This window comes from Bradyrhizobium sp. UFLA05-125 (assembly GCF_059803515.1).
Genome location: NZ_JBANBJ010000001.1, coordinates 590,613 through 604,164, shown reverse-complemented (window position 1 = coordinate 604,164; position 13,552 = coordinate 590,613). Strand labels below are relative to the sequence as shown.

The 13,552-nt window shown below is 65.1% G+C and carries 14 protein-coding genes; 9 read left to right on the top strand and 5 right to left on the bottom strand.

Annotated features, from left to right (window positions below):
• Window positions 1–112: 112 nt before the first annotated feature.
• Entirely contained in the window at window positions 113–1,156 is a 1,044-nt protein-coding gene (locus SO156_RS02985; protein WP_498533762.1) for a hypothetical protein, read from the top strand.
• Between the two features lie 78 nt (window positions 1,157–1,234).
• Here SO156_RS02985 and rplI read toward each other — a convergent pair whose 3' ends face one another.
• From rplI to rpsF, 4 genes are all read right to left on the bottom strand, one after another.
• Entirely contained in the window at window positions 1,235–1,834 is a 600-nt protein-coding gene (gene rplI / locus SO156_RS02980; protein ID WP_458145130.1) for a 50S ribosomal protein L9, read from the bottom strand.
• Between the two features lie 46 nt (window positions 1,835–1,880).
• A complete protein-coding gene (locus SO156_RS02975; RefSeq protein ID WP_498533761.1) occupies window positions 1,881–2,855 on the bottom strand; it encodes a DUF2232 domain-containing protein in 975 nt (324 codons plus the stop codon).
• Between the two features lie 128 nt (window positions 2,856–2,983).
• Window positions 2,984–3,223, bottom strand: a complete 240-nt coding sequence (rpsR, locus tag SO156_RS02970) for a 30S ribosomal protein S18 (protein WP_007592020.1) — start codon at window positions 3,221–3,223, stop codon at window positions 2,984–2,986.
• Window positions 3,224–3,228: 5 nt separating this feature from the next.
• Window positions 3,229–3,696, bottom strand: coding sequence for a 30S ribosomal protein S6 (rpsF, locus tag SO156_RS02965; RefSeq protein WP_449378574.1), 468 nt, complete (start codon window positions 3,694–3,696; stop codon window positions 3,229–3,231).
• 494 nt (window positions 3,697–4,190) lie between these two features.
• On the opposite strand from rpsF, the gene SO156_RS02960 reads away from it, so the two are divergent.
• Both SO156_RS02960 and SO156_RS02955 read left to right on the top strand, forming a co-directional pair.
• On the top strand, window positions 4,191–4,895 hold the full coding sequence (locus SO156_RS02960; protein WP_498533760.1) for a TetR/AcrR family transcriptional regulator C-terminal domain-containing protein: 705 nt from the start codon (window positions 4,191–4,193) through the stop codon (window positions 4,893–4,895).
• A 3-nt stretch (window positions 4,896–4,898) separates the two neighbouring features.
• A complete protein-coding gene (locus SO156_RS02955; RefSeq protein ID WP_458151115.1) occupies window positions 4,899–5,924 on the top strand; it encodes a fatty acid desaturase family protein in 1,026 nt (341 codons plus the stop codon).
• Here the strand turns inward: SO156_RS02955 and SO156_RS02950 are convergent.
• Entirely contained in the window at window positions 5,921–7,174 is a 1,254-nt protein-coding gene (locus SO156_RS02950) for a diguanylate cyclase domain-containing protein (RefSeq protein WP_458151114.1), read from the bottom strand. The two genes, SO156_RS02955 and SO156_RS02950, sit on opposite strands and share 4 nt — an antisense overlap.
• Before the next feature lie 342 nt (window positions 7,175–7,516).
• Between SO156_RS02950 and fabD the strand changes: the two genes are divergently transcribed.
• The 6 genes from fabD to SO156_RS02920 all read left to right on the top strand — a co-directional run bounded on the left by fabD (window position 7,517) and on the right by SO156_RS02920 (window position 13,549).
• Entirely contained in the window at window positions 7,517–8,488 is a 972-nt protein-coding gene (gene fabD, locus SO156_RS02945) for an ACP S-malonyltransferase (protein ID WP_458151113.1), read from the top strand.
• A gap of 10 nt (window positions 8,489–8,498) precedes the next feature.
• Window positions 8,499–9,236, top strand: a complete 738-nt coding sequence (gene fabG / locus SO156_RS02940; RefSeq protein WP_458151112.1) for a 3-oxoacyl-[acyl-carrier-protein] reductase — start codon at window positions 8,499–8,501, stop codon at window positions 9,234–9,236.
• Between the two features lie 310 nt (window positions 9,237–9,546).
• Window positions 9,547–9,786 carry an acyl carrier protein gene (locus SO156_RS02935; RefSeq protein WP_027522576.1) on the top strand — a complete coding sequence of 80 codons (240 nt, stop codon included), beginning with the start codon at window positions 9,547–9,549 and terminating at the stop codon, window positions 9,784–9,786.
• 105 nt (window positions 9,787–9,891) lie between these two features.
• On the top strand, window positions 9,892–11,157 hold the full coding sequence (fabF, locus tag SO156_RS02930) for a beta-ketoacyl-ACP synthase II (RefSeq protein ID WP_498533759.1): 1,266 nt from the start codon (window positions 9,892–9,894) through the stop codon (window positions 11,155–11,157).
• Window positions 11,158–11,270: 113 nt separating this feature from the next.
• A complete protein-coding gene (mltG, locus tag SO156_RS02925) occupies window positions 11,271–12,548 on the top strand; it encodes an endolytic transglycosylase MltG (protein ID WP_498533758.1) in 1,278 nt (425 codons plus the stop codon).
• Window positions 12,549–12,661: 113 nt separating this feature from the next.
• On the top strand, window positions 12,662–13,549 hold the full coding sequence (locus SO156_RS02920; protein ID WP_458151109.1) for a YicC/YloC family endoribonuclease: 888 nt from the start codon (window positions 12,662–12,664) through the stop codon (window positions 13,547–13,549).
• Window positions 13,550–13,552 lie beyond the last annotated feature (3 nt).

Here is a 13,552-nt window from a genome sequence, read left to right as displayed (position 1 = left end):
GCGTCATGAGCGCGCTTCCAATTGCGGCTCAATCGGCTAAAAGGTGACCCGCTGCCGGCGCCGCCCGACGCGCGGGCCGGCCTTCTTGCGTATTTTCAATGGAGATGACGGGATGTCGAGCCGAGCGCTCAGCCTCGCGACGGTGTTGCTTCTGATTGGCCTTGGTGCTCCAGAGGCTGCGTTAGCGCAGGCGACGAACCTCGAGGCCGGCAAGAGCCCGTCCCAGATCTTCGCCCAGACCTGCAATGCCTGCCACAAGTCGCCGCGGGGGCTTCTCAAGTCGGTGCCGCCGGGCTCGCTGCCGGGCTTCCTGCGCCAGCACTACACCACGAGCTCGGACATGGCGGGTGTGCTCTCCTCCTATCTCGTCTCCAATGGCGCGACCGACACGCGCTACCAGGCCAAGGACGGCAAGGACAAGAAGGACGGCGCTAAGGAGAAGGACGCCAATTCCAGCGCCACGCAACAGTCCGAGCATCCCAGCCGGCGCCAGCACCAGGACGCGGCGAAGCCGGAGGGCGAGGGCGCTCCCGCATCCGAAACCGGTCGCGCCGGTTCGAGGCGGATGGCGCGGCCGAGCGAAGAGGGGTCGAAGGATGGTGCAAATGAAGGCACCAAGCCCGAGGGCCAGGCGACCAATGAGCGCGGTCCCGAGGGCCGCAAGTCCAAGCAGCGACTGAGCAAGCGCGGCAGGCCCGAGCCGGAGGAAGCTCCGAAGGCCGAGACGCCCAGGGGCGAAACGCCCAAGGACATGCCTGCCGCAGCCGAGCCACCTGCCGAGGACAAGAAAAACGATACGAGGAACGACAGCGCCAAGGTCGATCCCGAAGCCAAGCCTGACAGCGCGAAGGACAAGCCGGCGGAGAAGCCCGCCGACAAGCCCGAAAGCGCCAAGGTCGAGCCTTCGACCAGCCAGACGCCCGCGCTGCGGCCCGATCCGGTGCCGCAGGTGACGCCGGCTCCGCCGGCGAAACCGGCCGAGGCTGCGCCCGAGCAGAAGCCAGCCGACACTGCGGCGAAGCCCGCCGATGCCTCTTCAAACGGCAGTGGCGCCTCTGCACCGGCGGCCAAGCCGCAGGATGCGCCGCCGACCGCGGCCGCCCCGTCGGCTCCAGCGGAGTCGTCCGGCTCGCCGGTCCCTCCGATCTCCCGTTAAAGAGAGAACGTCGCTGCCAAAACGAAAAGCCCGGCCGCTTAGGCGGCAGGGCTTCCGTTCGTCGTGTGAGCGCTCGGCTTACTCTTCGGTCGCTTCCGCCGCCGGCGCAACGTCGTCGTGCTGAGCTTCCGGATCGAAGAACTCGCCGGCGGCGGCGATTGCTTCCGCGGCCGCGTCGCGGTCCTCGTTGCGGGTCGAGATGTCCTCGCCGCGGTTGATGCGCTCGGCCTCTTCCTGGCTACGCGCGACCGTCACGGTGACCTCGACCTCGACCTCGGGGTGAACGGCGATCGTGATGGTGTGCTTGCCGATGGTCTTGATCGGCGCGTCGAGCTGCACCTGCGGGCGGGCGAGCGAGATGCCGTCCGCTTCGAACGCCATCACGATGTCGCGCACGGTGACCGAGCCGAACAGCTGGCCGGCTTCGGAAGCCTGACGGATCACGGTGATGTTCTTGCCCTCGATCTTCTCGGCGACCTTGGACGCCTCGGCCTTGGATGCGAGGTTGCGGGCCTCGAGGTCGGCCTTCATGCCGTCATACTTGGCGCGGTTGTCGGCGGTGGCGCGCAGCGCCTTGCCGCGCTTGAGCAGGAAATTGCGGGCATAGCCGTCGCGAACCTTCACGACTTCGCCCATCTGGCCGAGCTTGGCCACGCGTTCCAGCAAAATGACTTCCATAATCGTTCTCCTTTTGAAGTTCTGTGAGTTGGGATTTGGGTTGGACTTAAGGGGTTGGCAGTGGCGGCGGCCGGTTGCGCAGGAAGCGCTCGCGGAAGCCGAAGACGGCATCGGCAAGCCCGAGCGCGATCATCGCGATCACGGGCCATCCGAGCACGACGACGACGGCGTAAGTCGAGCCGAGCCAGAAGGCGCGGCTCTTCAGCGCAAGCGTCAGCGTATGCAGCACAGCGAAGCCGGTCAGCGCATAGGCCATCATCAACGCCGCCGTGATGATCTGCGCGGCGATCGCGATCAGCCCGCCGGCGAAGCAGAAGGCAATGGCGATGCACAGCACAGCGAGCGTCATCGGTGGCAGCTCGGCGGTCATCAGCGCGGGCCAGGGACGGCGCAGCCGCCCCGACGTCGCCGTCACCTTGGCCGCGAGCCAGAGGTTGAGGGTGAGCGTCATCATCGAAACGATGGTGGCGACGGCCGGTGCGACGGTCGCCAGCGCATCGATGAACTGGTCGGTATCGCCGGAGACTTGCGGATCGGCCGCGTGCAGGATGCGCATCAAGCCGCGGCGCAGCGAGGTCGTGATGCCCTCGGCATCGCTGCCGAGCGTGAGCAGCGCAGCGATCGTGATCAGCGCGGCAAAGCCCGCGATCCAGAGCAGGATGCGCCCGACCGGATACCATTCGATCTCAGCTTCGGCCGTTTGCTCCGCGCCCGCCGTGATCACGGCAGGCGTGGTATGGCGGCCGAGCAGCACGAGATGGCCGAGCCACCAGGCCGGCAGCGCGACCGTGACGGCGAAGGCGAGGCAGTAGGGCAGACCGAAAATGGCGCCGAGGCCGATCGCGGCAGCGATGCCGCCAAGGCTCGCATAAAGCGGTCCCCAGCCGATCGCGGCGACCATCAGCGGCAGGGGCGAGAGGTAGAACAGGACGAGCGAGATCAGCGCGCCCGAGACGATCGAGGCGAACATCAGCGCCGACGCAGCGCCGGCGATCAGGGCAATGAGTACAAGTGCCATCATCAGCTGTCCCGCTCCCTTCGAGCGGTTAGAGGCATTTCGCCCCAACCATCGGCAACCGGACGACCCGGAAGCCTTATGAGTTTGAATGATACGACCGGCGGCTATGGGGCCACCGGTCGAAACGTCGTTTAGCGGATCACGTAGGGCAAGAGGCCGAGGAACCGCGCGCGCTTGATGGCGCGGGCGAGCTCACGCTGCTTCTTGGCGGACACGGCCGTGATGCGGCTCGGCACGATCTTGCCGCGCTCGGAGACGTAACGCATCAACAGCTTGGAATCCTTGTAGTCGATCTTCGGCGCGTTGGCGCCCGTGAACGGGCAGCTCTTGCGGCGACGGAAAAACGGACGGCGTGCACCAGCTTCAGCCATTGTTCTTACTCCCCATCCGTCGTTTCAGCTTCGTCGCGCGGACGGCGCGGGCCGCGGTCACCGCGGAAGCCGCCTTCGCGGTCGCCACGGAAGCCGCCTTCACGCTCGCCGCGGAATCCACCGCCGCGGTCATCGCGCTCGCGATCGCGGTCGGCCTTGCGCATCATCGCGGAGGGACCTTCCTCGAGCTCCTCGACGCGGACGCTGAGATAGCGGATCACGTCTTCGCTGATGCGCTCCTGGCGCTCGATCTCGGCGATCGCCGCGGACGGCGCGTCGATGTTGAGCAGCACGAAGTGCGCCTTGCGGTTCTTGTTCATGCGGTAGGTGAGGGAGCGCACGCCCCAGTTCTCGGTCTTGGTGACCTTGCCGCCGAGACCCTCGACGATACCGGTCATCTGGGTCGTCAGCTCTTCAACCTGCTGCGGGCTCGCGTCCTGACGCGCGAGAAAGACATGCTCGTAAAGAGGCATGGAAGTCCTTTCCTCATGTTGGCGCTTCACCCGGCGTCAAGCCCTTAAGAGGCCTTCGGAAAGGACTCTGGGATTAAGCTCAGAAGGCGGAAACACGGGACGACGGGCCGACTGGCCCTGCCACATCAAAATCAACAAGTGAATTTGCTGAGACCGTCCGTTCAGCTCCCGGCCGGGGTCTGCGGATGGCGCGCTTTATACGGATTTTGGGCGGCTTGGCAAGGTTCGGCAGGCGGGTTTTGGGAGAACCGCAAGCGAACAGGATTGCGGCCGGTTCCGGTGCGGGAACACCGCGCTTGTACGGAATCCCCAGAATTTATGGAAAGTTGTAGGGTTGTGACTGCCGGGGCTGAATTTCATCTCGAAACCATTTTTACCGGCAAGGGGCCGCTCAGGAGCGGCCCCTTTCGATTCCAGCGCAACCCAAGGCCGCGCGCACCTTTGTCTTGATTTATTTGTTTGTATAGCATACAAATAAATGACGGGAGGAGCCGATGGTCAAATCCGTCAAGGATCCGCTGGAAGCGCCTCGGGGCGACCCGAAGCATACAGCTCGGGCCACCCGTTCGGCGGGGCGCAAGATGCGCTCGCTGCTCCTCGATGCTGCTAGTCCCTTGTTCAGGGAGCAGGGGCTTTCCGGGACATCGATTTCCGACATCGCGACCGCCGCGAACGCGTTTCCGAGCCAGATCACCTATTACTTCCGCACCAAGGAGGCGCTGTTCGTCGAATGCGCCTGCCGCGATCTGCTGTATCTGGCGCGCGCCACCGAGCAGGCGGCGCTCAGGGCGCACACGCCGCAGGCCTACACGCACGCGCTCGCGCAGACAGTCACGGCGACCGATTCAGTGGCCTTCTTCGCCGAAGCGCTGACGTTGACACGGCGACGACAAGATCTTGCGCCGCTGGTCGAGCGCACCATCGAGCGCCTGCACACCGAGGGCGCGCGCGCCTACGCGGCCCAGATCGAGCGCCACGGCTGGCGGACGCTGCGCGCGCCGGACGAGAGCTCACGCAGGTTCTGGGCGGTGGCGATCGGCGTCATCGTGGAAGGCTACGCGATGGGCCGCTCGCCGGATGAGCTGTGCGCAGAGATGCTGCGCGTGCTCGGCGGGCAGGCGAAATCGGCTGGCGATGCGGCGCGCCTGCGGCTCGTCGGGGATCGCGACGCATCAACACCATCGGACGAGGAGAGTTAGGCCATGACCGCGCTTCGCATGCGTGCCCGCGATTTCCTGACCGAAGACCAACTCGTCGACGTGCGCGAGCGCGTCACCTGGAAGGGCGTAGCACTGATCGCGCACGCCTGGGCGCTGATCGCGGCTGCGATCGCACTGGTTGCGTGGTGGCCGAATCCGCTGACCTACATTCTCGCGGTCGCGATCGTCGGCTCGCGCCAGCTGGGCTTGGCGATCCTCATGCATGACGGCGCGCATGGCTGCCTGTCGCCGGATGAAAAGACCAATCTGGCGCTGAGCCAGTGGTTCTGCGCCTATCCGATCTTCGCTGAGACGCGCAGCTATCGCCGCTATCATTTGCAGCACCATGCGCGCACGCAGCAGGAAGACGACCCCGATCTCGTGCTGTCGGCGCCGTTCCCAATCACCCAGCTGAGCTACCGGCGCAAGTTCATCCGCGATATCACCGGGCAGACCGGCTATCAGCAGCGCAAGGCGCAACTGCTCAATGCGCTCGGTCAGAAGGAATGGCCGTGGTCGCAGCGCGCCGCGCATTTCTGGGAGAAGCTCGGGCCGCAATGCGTTATGAATGCGCTGCTGTTTGCAGTGCTCGCGGCCACCGGCGTTTGGTGGGCCTATCCGCTGCTATGGCTGGTGCCGCTTTTGACCTGGCAGATGGTCATTACACGTATCCGCAACATCGCCGAGCATGCGGTCGTGCCCGACAGCCACGATCCCCTGCGTAACACCCGCACCACGCATGCCAATTTTCTCGAGCGGCTGTTCATCGCGCCGTACTACGTGAACTATCACCTCGAGCATCACCTCTTGTTCTATGTGCCCTGCTACAATTTGCCCAAGGTGCATCGCCTGCTGAGCGAGAGCCGGCACGCTGGCCGCATGGAGGTGCAGCCGAACTATCTCGCGGTGCTGCGGCTCGCGACGGCCAAGCCAAACCGCGATGATCGTCCCGGGCAATTGGTCAGCAGCGTTCGCCGCGCGCAGGCGGGCGCCGAGGTCGGCGCGGATCAGAAGGCAGGCGGGTTCTAGTCGGCCAGCGCAGGAGCTCTTGCCGCGGGAACGAGTGGCACCACCTCGGTGATCTCTTCGATGTCGGAGGCGTGAATCACGAAGCCGCCCTTGCCGCGGCGCTTGGCCTCGTACATCGCGCGGTCCGCCGCGCTCAGCAATTCATCTGCGGTCATCCCGTCCCGGGGCGCCGTTGCGAGCCCGATGCTTGCGCCGACACGCGCCGCCGGCGCAAATTCGAATGGTTCGGAAACCCGCGCGATGATCCGCCGGGCAATGTCGGCGGCCTCGGTGTCCGCGATGTCGGGCAGTAGGATCACGAATTCGTCGCCACCAACGCGGCAGACGACATCGGCCTCGCGCACGCTGGCGCGCAGGCGGTCCGCGACGGCGACGAGGACGGCGTCGCCGGCCGCATGTCCGAGCCGGTCGTTGACGCCCTTGAAGTTGTCGAGATCGACGCAAAACACGGTGAGCTTCGCGGCCGATGGTGACGCGGCCTCCGGCCATGGTCCGTCGAGCAGCTCCGAAAACAGCTTCCGGTTCAGGGCGCGATTGGGAAGACCGGTGAGCAGGTCGTGGTGCGCCATCTGGCGATTGTTGCGCTCGGAGCGATGCAGGTTGAGCAGGATCTTGTGATTTTCAAGCAGCAGGAAAATCAATCCCGCGGTGTAGACCGGGGTTTGCAGGCCGACGATGAACAGGAAGGGAATCGGGGACAGCATCGTGGCCACCGCAAAGGGCAGCGTCAGGATGCAGATCATGAGAATTCCATAGCGCGGCGTTCCGGCGCTACGCGAGGTAATTCCACCGGTCAGGTTGGCGAGGCCGACGCCGGCGGTCAGGACCAGTGGCAGCTGTCCCGATGCGACGCATTGATAGCAGCCCGCAGAAATCAGGATCACGGATAGCAGGCCGACCCAGACCGGCGTGCCGCTCGCGGCACCTGGCCCGTCGGCCTTGGCTCGCGCGAAGGCTTTCATCATCAGGTAGATTCGGGTGCTGCCCAGGACCAGTTCTGCCAGCACCCAGGCATAGGCCCATGCGGCGCCAGTCAAGGCAGCGGCGAGCGATGCGATCAGCAGGGACGCGAGCACCGCCACCGCGAGCGTCTTCGTCTTGTTGGTCCTTTGCTGAAGAAACTCGTTATGAATGTCGTCGGGCTGCGAGGTCGGGCCGGCAAGCAACCAGTCGACGCAGCCGTGCCACCACAGCTGCGGTTGCGCGGCAGCGGTGGAAGCTGTCGAAGTCGGTGTAACTACGGATGCCATGGCCGCAATTTCGACAGCCGGTATTTAAGGTGGCTTAAAGCGCACCAGCGAGTTCCAGACAGCGTAAATGTTTGCTGCATGGCGGCTGCACCGTCCGCCGGAAGGCATGGCAGCAGCCCATGGCCGCGCGGTCGGGCCGGGAGGGATGAATCAGGCTGCATCGGGGGCCGGCGGTGGGGCGTAATCCGTCAGTGATCCCCGGTCCCGGACGTCGTCGCGGCTTGACATTCCGGCCCCGGTCAGTGTCTACGGCCCCCTTTGGAGCATGATCGGGAAACGGCCCGCGCCCGGCGTAGAATGGCCGCCCGGTCCTAATGAGGCTCAGCGAGCCAGGGAGCGCCGATGACGGCAGCATTCACATTTCCGGGGCAGGGTTCCCAGGCCGTCGGCATGGGCAAGGCCCTGGCCGAAGCCTTTCCTGCGGCCCGCGCCGTGTTCGACGAGGTCGATGCCGCGCTTGGGGAAAAGCTCACGGCCACCATCTGGGATGGCCCGGCGGAGACCCTCCAGCTTACCGAAAACGCCCAGCCGGCCTTGATGGCGGTCTCGCTCGCCACCTTGCGCGTGCTGGAGGCCGAGGCCGGATTTTCCGTGGGGCGGGATGCGGCCTTCGTCGCTGGGCACTCGCTCGGCGAATATTCGGCGCTGGCTGCGGCTGGGAGCCTGACGATTTCCGATACCGCGCGGCTGCTGCGCACACGCGGGCTCGCAATGCAAAAGGCCGTCCCGGTCGGCGCCGGCGCGATGGCCGCGCTGCTCGGCCTCGACTACGAGGCGGCCATGGAGGTCGCTCATGAGGCGGCGCAGGGCCAGGTTTGCCAGGCCGCCAACGACAATGGCGGCGGTCAGGTCGTGGTCTCCGGCGACAAGGCGGCGGTCGATCGCGCCGTCGAGATCGCCAAGGGCAAGGGTGCCAAGCGCGCGATGCTGCTGCCGGTATCCGCGCCCTTCCATTGCAAGCTGATGCAACCTGCCGCCGATGCCATGGCTGAGGCGCTGTCCAAGGTCACGATCAAGGCGCCCGCGGCGCCCCTGGTCTCGAACGTGCTGGCAAGCGCCATCACCGATCCCGACGAGATCCGGCGCCGTCTGGTCGAGCAGGTCACCGGCACGGTGCGCTGGCGCGAGTCGGTCTCCTATATGGCGGGTCACGGCGTGACGCGCTTCTTCGAAATCGGCGCGGGCAAGGTGCTGACGGGTCTCGTCAAGCGCATTGCGGACGGCGCCGTCGGCGTGGCCGTCGGTGGGCCAAACGATATTGCCGCGGCCAAGGACGCCTTGAAAGACGCCTTGGCTGCCGCGAAGCAGGGTTGAGGAGCTATCGATGTTCGATCTGACTGGCAGGAAGGCGCTCGTCACCGGCGCGACCGGCGGCATCGGCGGCGCGATCGCGCTGGCACTGCACGCGCAGGGCGCCACGGTTTCGATTTCGGGGACGCGGAAAGAGGTGCTGGACGAGCTTGCCGGCAAGCTCGGCGAGCGCGTGCACGTGCTGCCGTGCAATCTCTCCAAGGCCGACGAGGTCGAGGCGCTGGTGCCCGCCGCGGAAGCTGCGATGGGGCAGGTCGACATCCTCGTCGCCAATGCCGGCATCACGCGCGACAATCTCTTCGTGCAACTCCGTGACGAGGACTGGGAAGAGGTCATCAACGTCAACCTCACCGCGACCTTCCGCCTCGCGCGCGCCGCGACCAAGCTGATGATGCGCAAGCGCTTCGGCCGCATCATCGCGATCACCTCGGTGGTCGGCGTCACCGGCAATCCCGGGCAGGGCAACTACACCGCCTCGAAGGCGGGCCTGATCGGCATGATCAAGACGCTCGGCGCCGAATATGCCAAGCGCGGCGTGACCGCGAACTGCATTGCGCCCGGCTTCATCAAGACGCCGATGACGGACGCACTCAACGACAAGCAGCGCGAGACGATTCTGACCAAGGTTCCGGCCGCCCGGCTGGGGACGCCGGAGGATATTGCTGCAGCTGCGGTGTATCTCAGCTCCAACGAAGCAGGCTACGTCACCGGCCAGACCATCCACGTCAACGGCGGCATGGCCATGATCTGAACGTAATCCGGCCGGCCGAGGGCCGGGCGGACCGGATGCGGCAAACGGCCGTTTCCGAAGCGAATTGAGGCTTGTAGTCAAGGCAATTGAAGTGTGATAACCGGACCTTCAACGGATGGGCAAAGAACGCCATTGCAGGTTTTTGAAACCCTGTATATTGGCGATGCGGAGCCTTGGCCGTCGTTCGCCGGGCCCTGCATCGGCTAGGATGGGGCCAAATCAAGTTCGTACGCAAAGGCAGTTAAACGACCACGACGGCTCGTATCGTCCCGGGGGGTCGGGTCTACAGGGAACAACACGAGGTTAAGCAATGAGTGACATTGGCGAACGGGTTAAGAAGATCGTGGTCGAACACCTTGGTGTTGAACCCGAGAAGGTTATCGACAGCGCGAGCTTCATTGACGACCTCGGCGCCGACAGTCTGGACACCGTCGAGCTGGTGATGGCGTTCGAAGAAGAGTTCGGTTGCGAGATTCCGGACGACGCCGCGGAAACGATTCTCACCGTCGGCGACGCGACCAAGTTTCTCGAGAAGAACGCGAAGAGCTAAGGCTCCAAAATCCGCGGTCGAGCCACGAAACCGGACGGATCGTTACAGCGATCCACCGGTTTCTTATTATCGGCCGCGATTCCTTGAGAACCGGAGTTTCGGGATATGAGACGAGTTGTCGTCACGGGCCTCGGCATGGTGTCGCCACTCGGCTGCGGCGTCGAACCGACCTGGCAGCGTATCCTGAACGGCGAGAGTGGGGCGCGCAAGATCGAGACGTTCGACGTCTCCGATCTGCAGACCAAGATCGCTTGCGTCGTGCCGCGCGGCGACGGTTCGAACGGCACTTTCAATGCCGACCAGTGGATGGAGCCGAAGGACCAGCGCAAGGTCGACGACTTCATCATCTTCGCGATGGCTGCGGCGACGCAGGCCCTCAACGATGCCAACTGGCATCCTGAGAACGAAGAGGACAAGTGCGCGACCGGCACCCTGATCGGCTCCGGCATCGGCGGCCTCAACGGCATCGCGGAGACCGCAATCCTGCTGAAGGAGCGCGGGCCACGCCGGGTCTCTCCGTTCTTCATTCCGGGCCGGCTGATCAATCTCACCTCCGGTTACGTCTCGATCGAGCATGGGCTGAAGGGGCCGAACCATTCCGTGGTCACGGCCTGTTCGACCGGCGCGCATGCGATCGGTGATGCCGCCCGTCTGATCGCGCTGGGCGATGCCGACGTGATGGTCGCCGGCGGTGCGGAATCGCCGATCAGCCGCATCGGGATCGCCGGCTTCAACGCGGCGCGCGCGTTGTCGACCGGATTCAACGATACGCCCGAGAAGGCCTCGCGGCCTTATGACAAGGATCGCGACGGCTTCGTGATGGGCGAGGGCGCGGGCGTGGTGATCCTCGAAGAGATCGAGCACGCTAGGCGCCGTGGCGCGAGGATCTATGCCGAGGTGATCGGCTATGGCCTGTCGGGCGATGCCTATCACATCACCTCGCCATCTCCGGATGGGGACGGCGGCTTCCGCAGCATGTCGGCCGCGTTGAAGCGCGCCGGGCTGACGCCGGCCGATCTCGACTACATCAACGCGCATGGCACCTCGACGCCGCTCGGCGACGAGATCGAACTCGGTGCGGTTGAGCGGCTGCTCGGCAACGCGGCGTCCAAGGTCGCGATGTCCTCGACCAAATCCTCGACCGGGCATCTCCTCGGTGCAGCGGGCGCGATCGAGGCGATTTTCGCCATGCTGGCGATTCGCGACAACATCGCGCCGCCGACCATCAACCTCGAGCACCCGTCGGTCGAAACCGCGATCGATCTCGTGCCGCAGGCGGCGAAGAAGCGCGAGATCAACGTGGCGTTGTCGAATTCATTCGGTTTTGGCGGTACCAACGCATCGGTGATCGTCAGGCGTCTGGCCGATTAGCTCGCGTTTGAGACGAATTCACCGTTTTGCCTAAGTCATAGTTGCGGGCGTGTGCTATTAGCCGGGCAGACGATTGTCAGGCTGCGATTGAACCGGCAGGATTCAGGTTTTCGATGAGTGAAAGGCCGCCCATTTCGCCCCGAAGCCCGCGCGCTGCGCTGGAGCCTGAACAGGTGCCGCCGCCGCCGAAGCGGTCGGACCGCGCGCGAAACCCCTTCGTGGTGATCGGCAACGCCATCATTACCATCCTCCTGATCGCGATGCTTGGGGCCGGCGCGGTCTATTATTACGGTCGGCAGGTGCTCGAGGCGGCGGGGCCGCTCCAGGAAGACAAGATCGTCAACATCCCCTCGCGTGCGGGCAAGCGCGACATCGCCGACGTCCTGAACAGGGAAGGCGTCACCGACGTCAATCCTTGGGTCTTCATCGCCAGTGTCTTCGCGCTGAAGGCGAGTTCGGACCTGAAGCCCGGCGAATATTCGTTCCAGAAGAACGCGTCCTTGCGCGACGTCATCGCCACCATCGTCGAAGGCAAGGTGGTGCAGCATGCGGTAACGATTCCGGAAGGTCTGACCTCCGAGCAGATCGTGGCGCGGCTTTCGGACAATGACATCTTCACCGGCAGCGTGCGCGAAGTGCCGCGGGAGGGCACGTTGCTGCCGGAGACCTACAAGTTCCCGCGCGGCACCACGCGCGAGCAGGTCGTTCAGCGCATGCAGCAGGCACACAAGCGCGTGCTCGCCGAAATCTGGGAACGCCGCAGCCAGGACATTCCGATCAAGACGCCGGAGCAACTGGTGACGCTCGCCTCGATCGTCGAGAAGGAGACCGGCAAGCCCGACGAGCGCAGCCGTGTCGCGGCCGTGTTCGTCAATCGCCTGAAGCAGAAGATCAAGCTGCAGTCCGATCCGACGATCATTTATGGCCTCGTCGGTGGCAAGGGCACGCTCGGCCGCCCGATCAAGCGCAGCGAGATCACCCAGCCCTCGCCCTACAATACCTACGTGATCGACGGCCTGCCGCCGGGGCCGATCTCCAATCCCGGCCGCGCCTCGCTGGAGGCTGCTGCCAATCCGGCCCGCACCCGCGACCTCTATTTCGTTGCCGACGGCACCGGCGGGCACGCCTTCACCGAGACCTACGACGCGCACCAGAAGAACGTCGCAAAACTGCGCGCGATGGAGAAGCAGATCCAGAACGACACGGTCGAGCCGGCCGACGACGCCCAGGCGCCGGCCGCCGCCGCGCCCGCCGGCGCAGATACGGCGCCGACCGCAACCACGCCGCCCAGGCCGACCCAGCAGAAGAGGCCGCCCGCGACTCGCCCGGCCAATCAGGCCCCGGCCCGCCAGGGAGCTGCGCAACCCTCGCCGCAGGTTATCCAGCGCTAGGGCCGCAAGGCTCACCTGCGGTGGTTACGGATACCACTTTGCGGCAAAATGGTCTTAAGATTCGCGTGCCTTGATGGCTTTGCGAATCTCATCTGTCTGGAGAAGTTCACCCGATGGCGCTGTCGTCCATGACCGGCTTTGCCCGAAGCCACGGCGCGAGCGGGCCGTATACGTTCGAATGGGAATTGAAGTCGGTCAACGCCAAGGGCTTTGACCTGCGCGTGCGGCTGCCGCAGGGCTTTGACGAGCTCGAGGCCCACGCGAAGAAACGCGCCGGCGAGGTTCTGTCGCGCGGCACGGTCTACGCCAATCTCAACGTCAAGCGCACCAACGCCGAGGCGACCGTGCGGATCAACGAGGACGTGCTCTCAGCCGTGCTGAAGGCCGCCTCGCAGATCGCCGGCAAGGTCGACGCGGTGGCGCCGAGCATCGACGGGCTTTTGGCCATCAAGGGCGTCATCGAGGTCGCCGAGCCCGAAGGCAACGAGGAAGAGGACAAGGCGGCGCGCGCCGCCGCGGCCGAAGCCTTCGACAAGGCGCTCGCCGAGCTCCTCGACATGCGCAAGCGCGAGGGTACCTCGCTTGGTCAGATCCTGACCCAGCGCGTGGACGAGATCGAGGCGCTGGCGAAGAAGGCGGAAGCCGCGCCCGGCCGCAAGCCGGAGGCGATCAAGGCAAAACTCGCCGAGCAGATCGCGACGTTGCTCGACACCTCCGATCGCTTCGATCAGGATCGCCTGATGCAGGAAGCGATCCTGATCGCGACCAAGGCCGACATCCGCGAGGAGCTCGACCGCATCGCCTCCCATGTCGCGCAGGCGCGCGAGTTGATCGGCAAGGGCGGCCCGATCGGGCGCAAGCTCGATTTCCTGGCGCAGGAGTTTCACCGCGAGGTCAACACCTGCTGCTCGAAGTCGAACGACATCGAGCTGACCAATACGGGGCTCGCCATGAAGAATGTGGTCGAGCAGTTCCGCGAGCAGGTTCAGAATCTGGAGTGATCG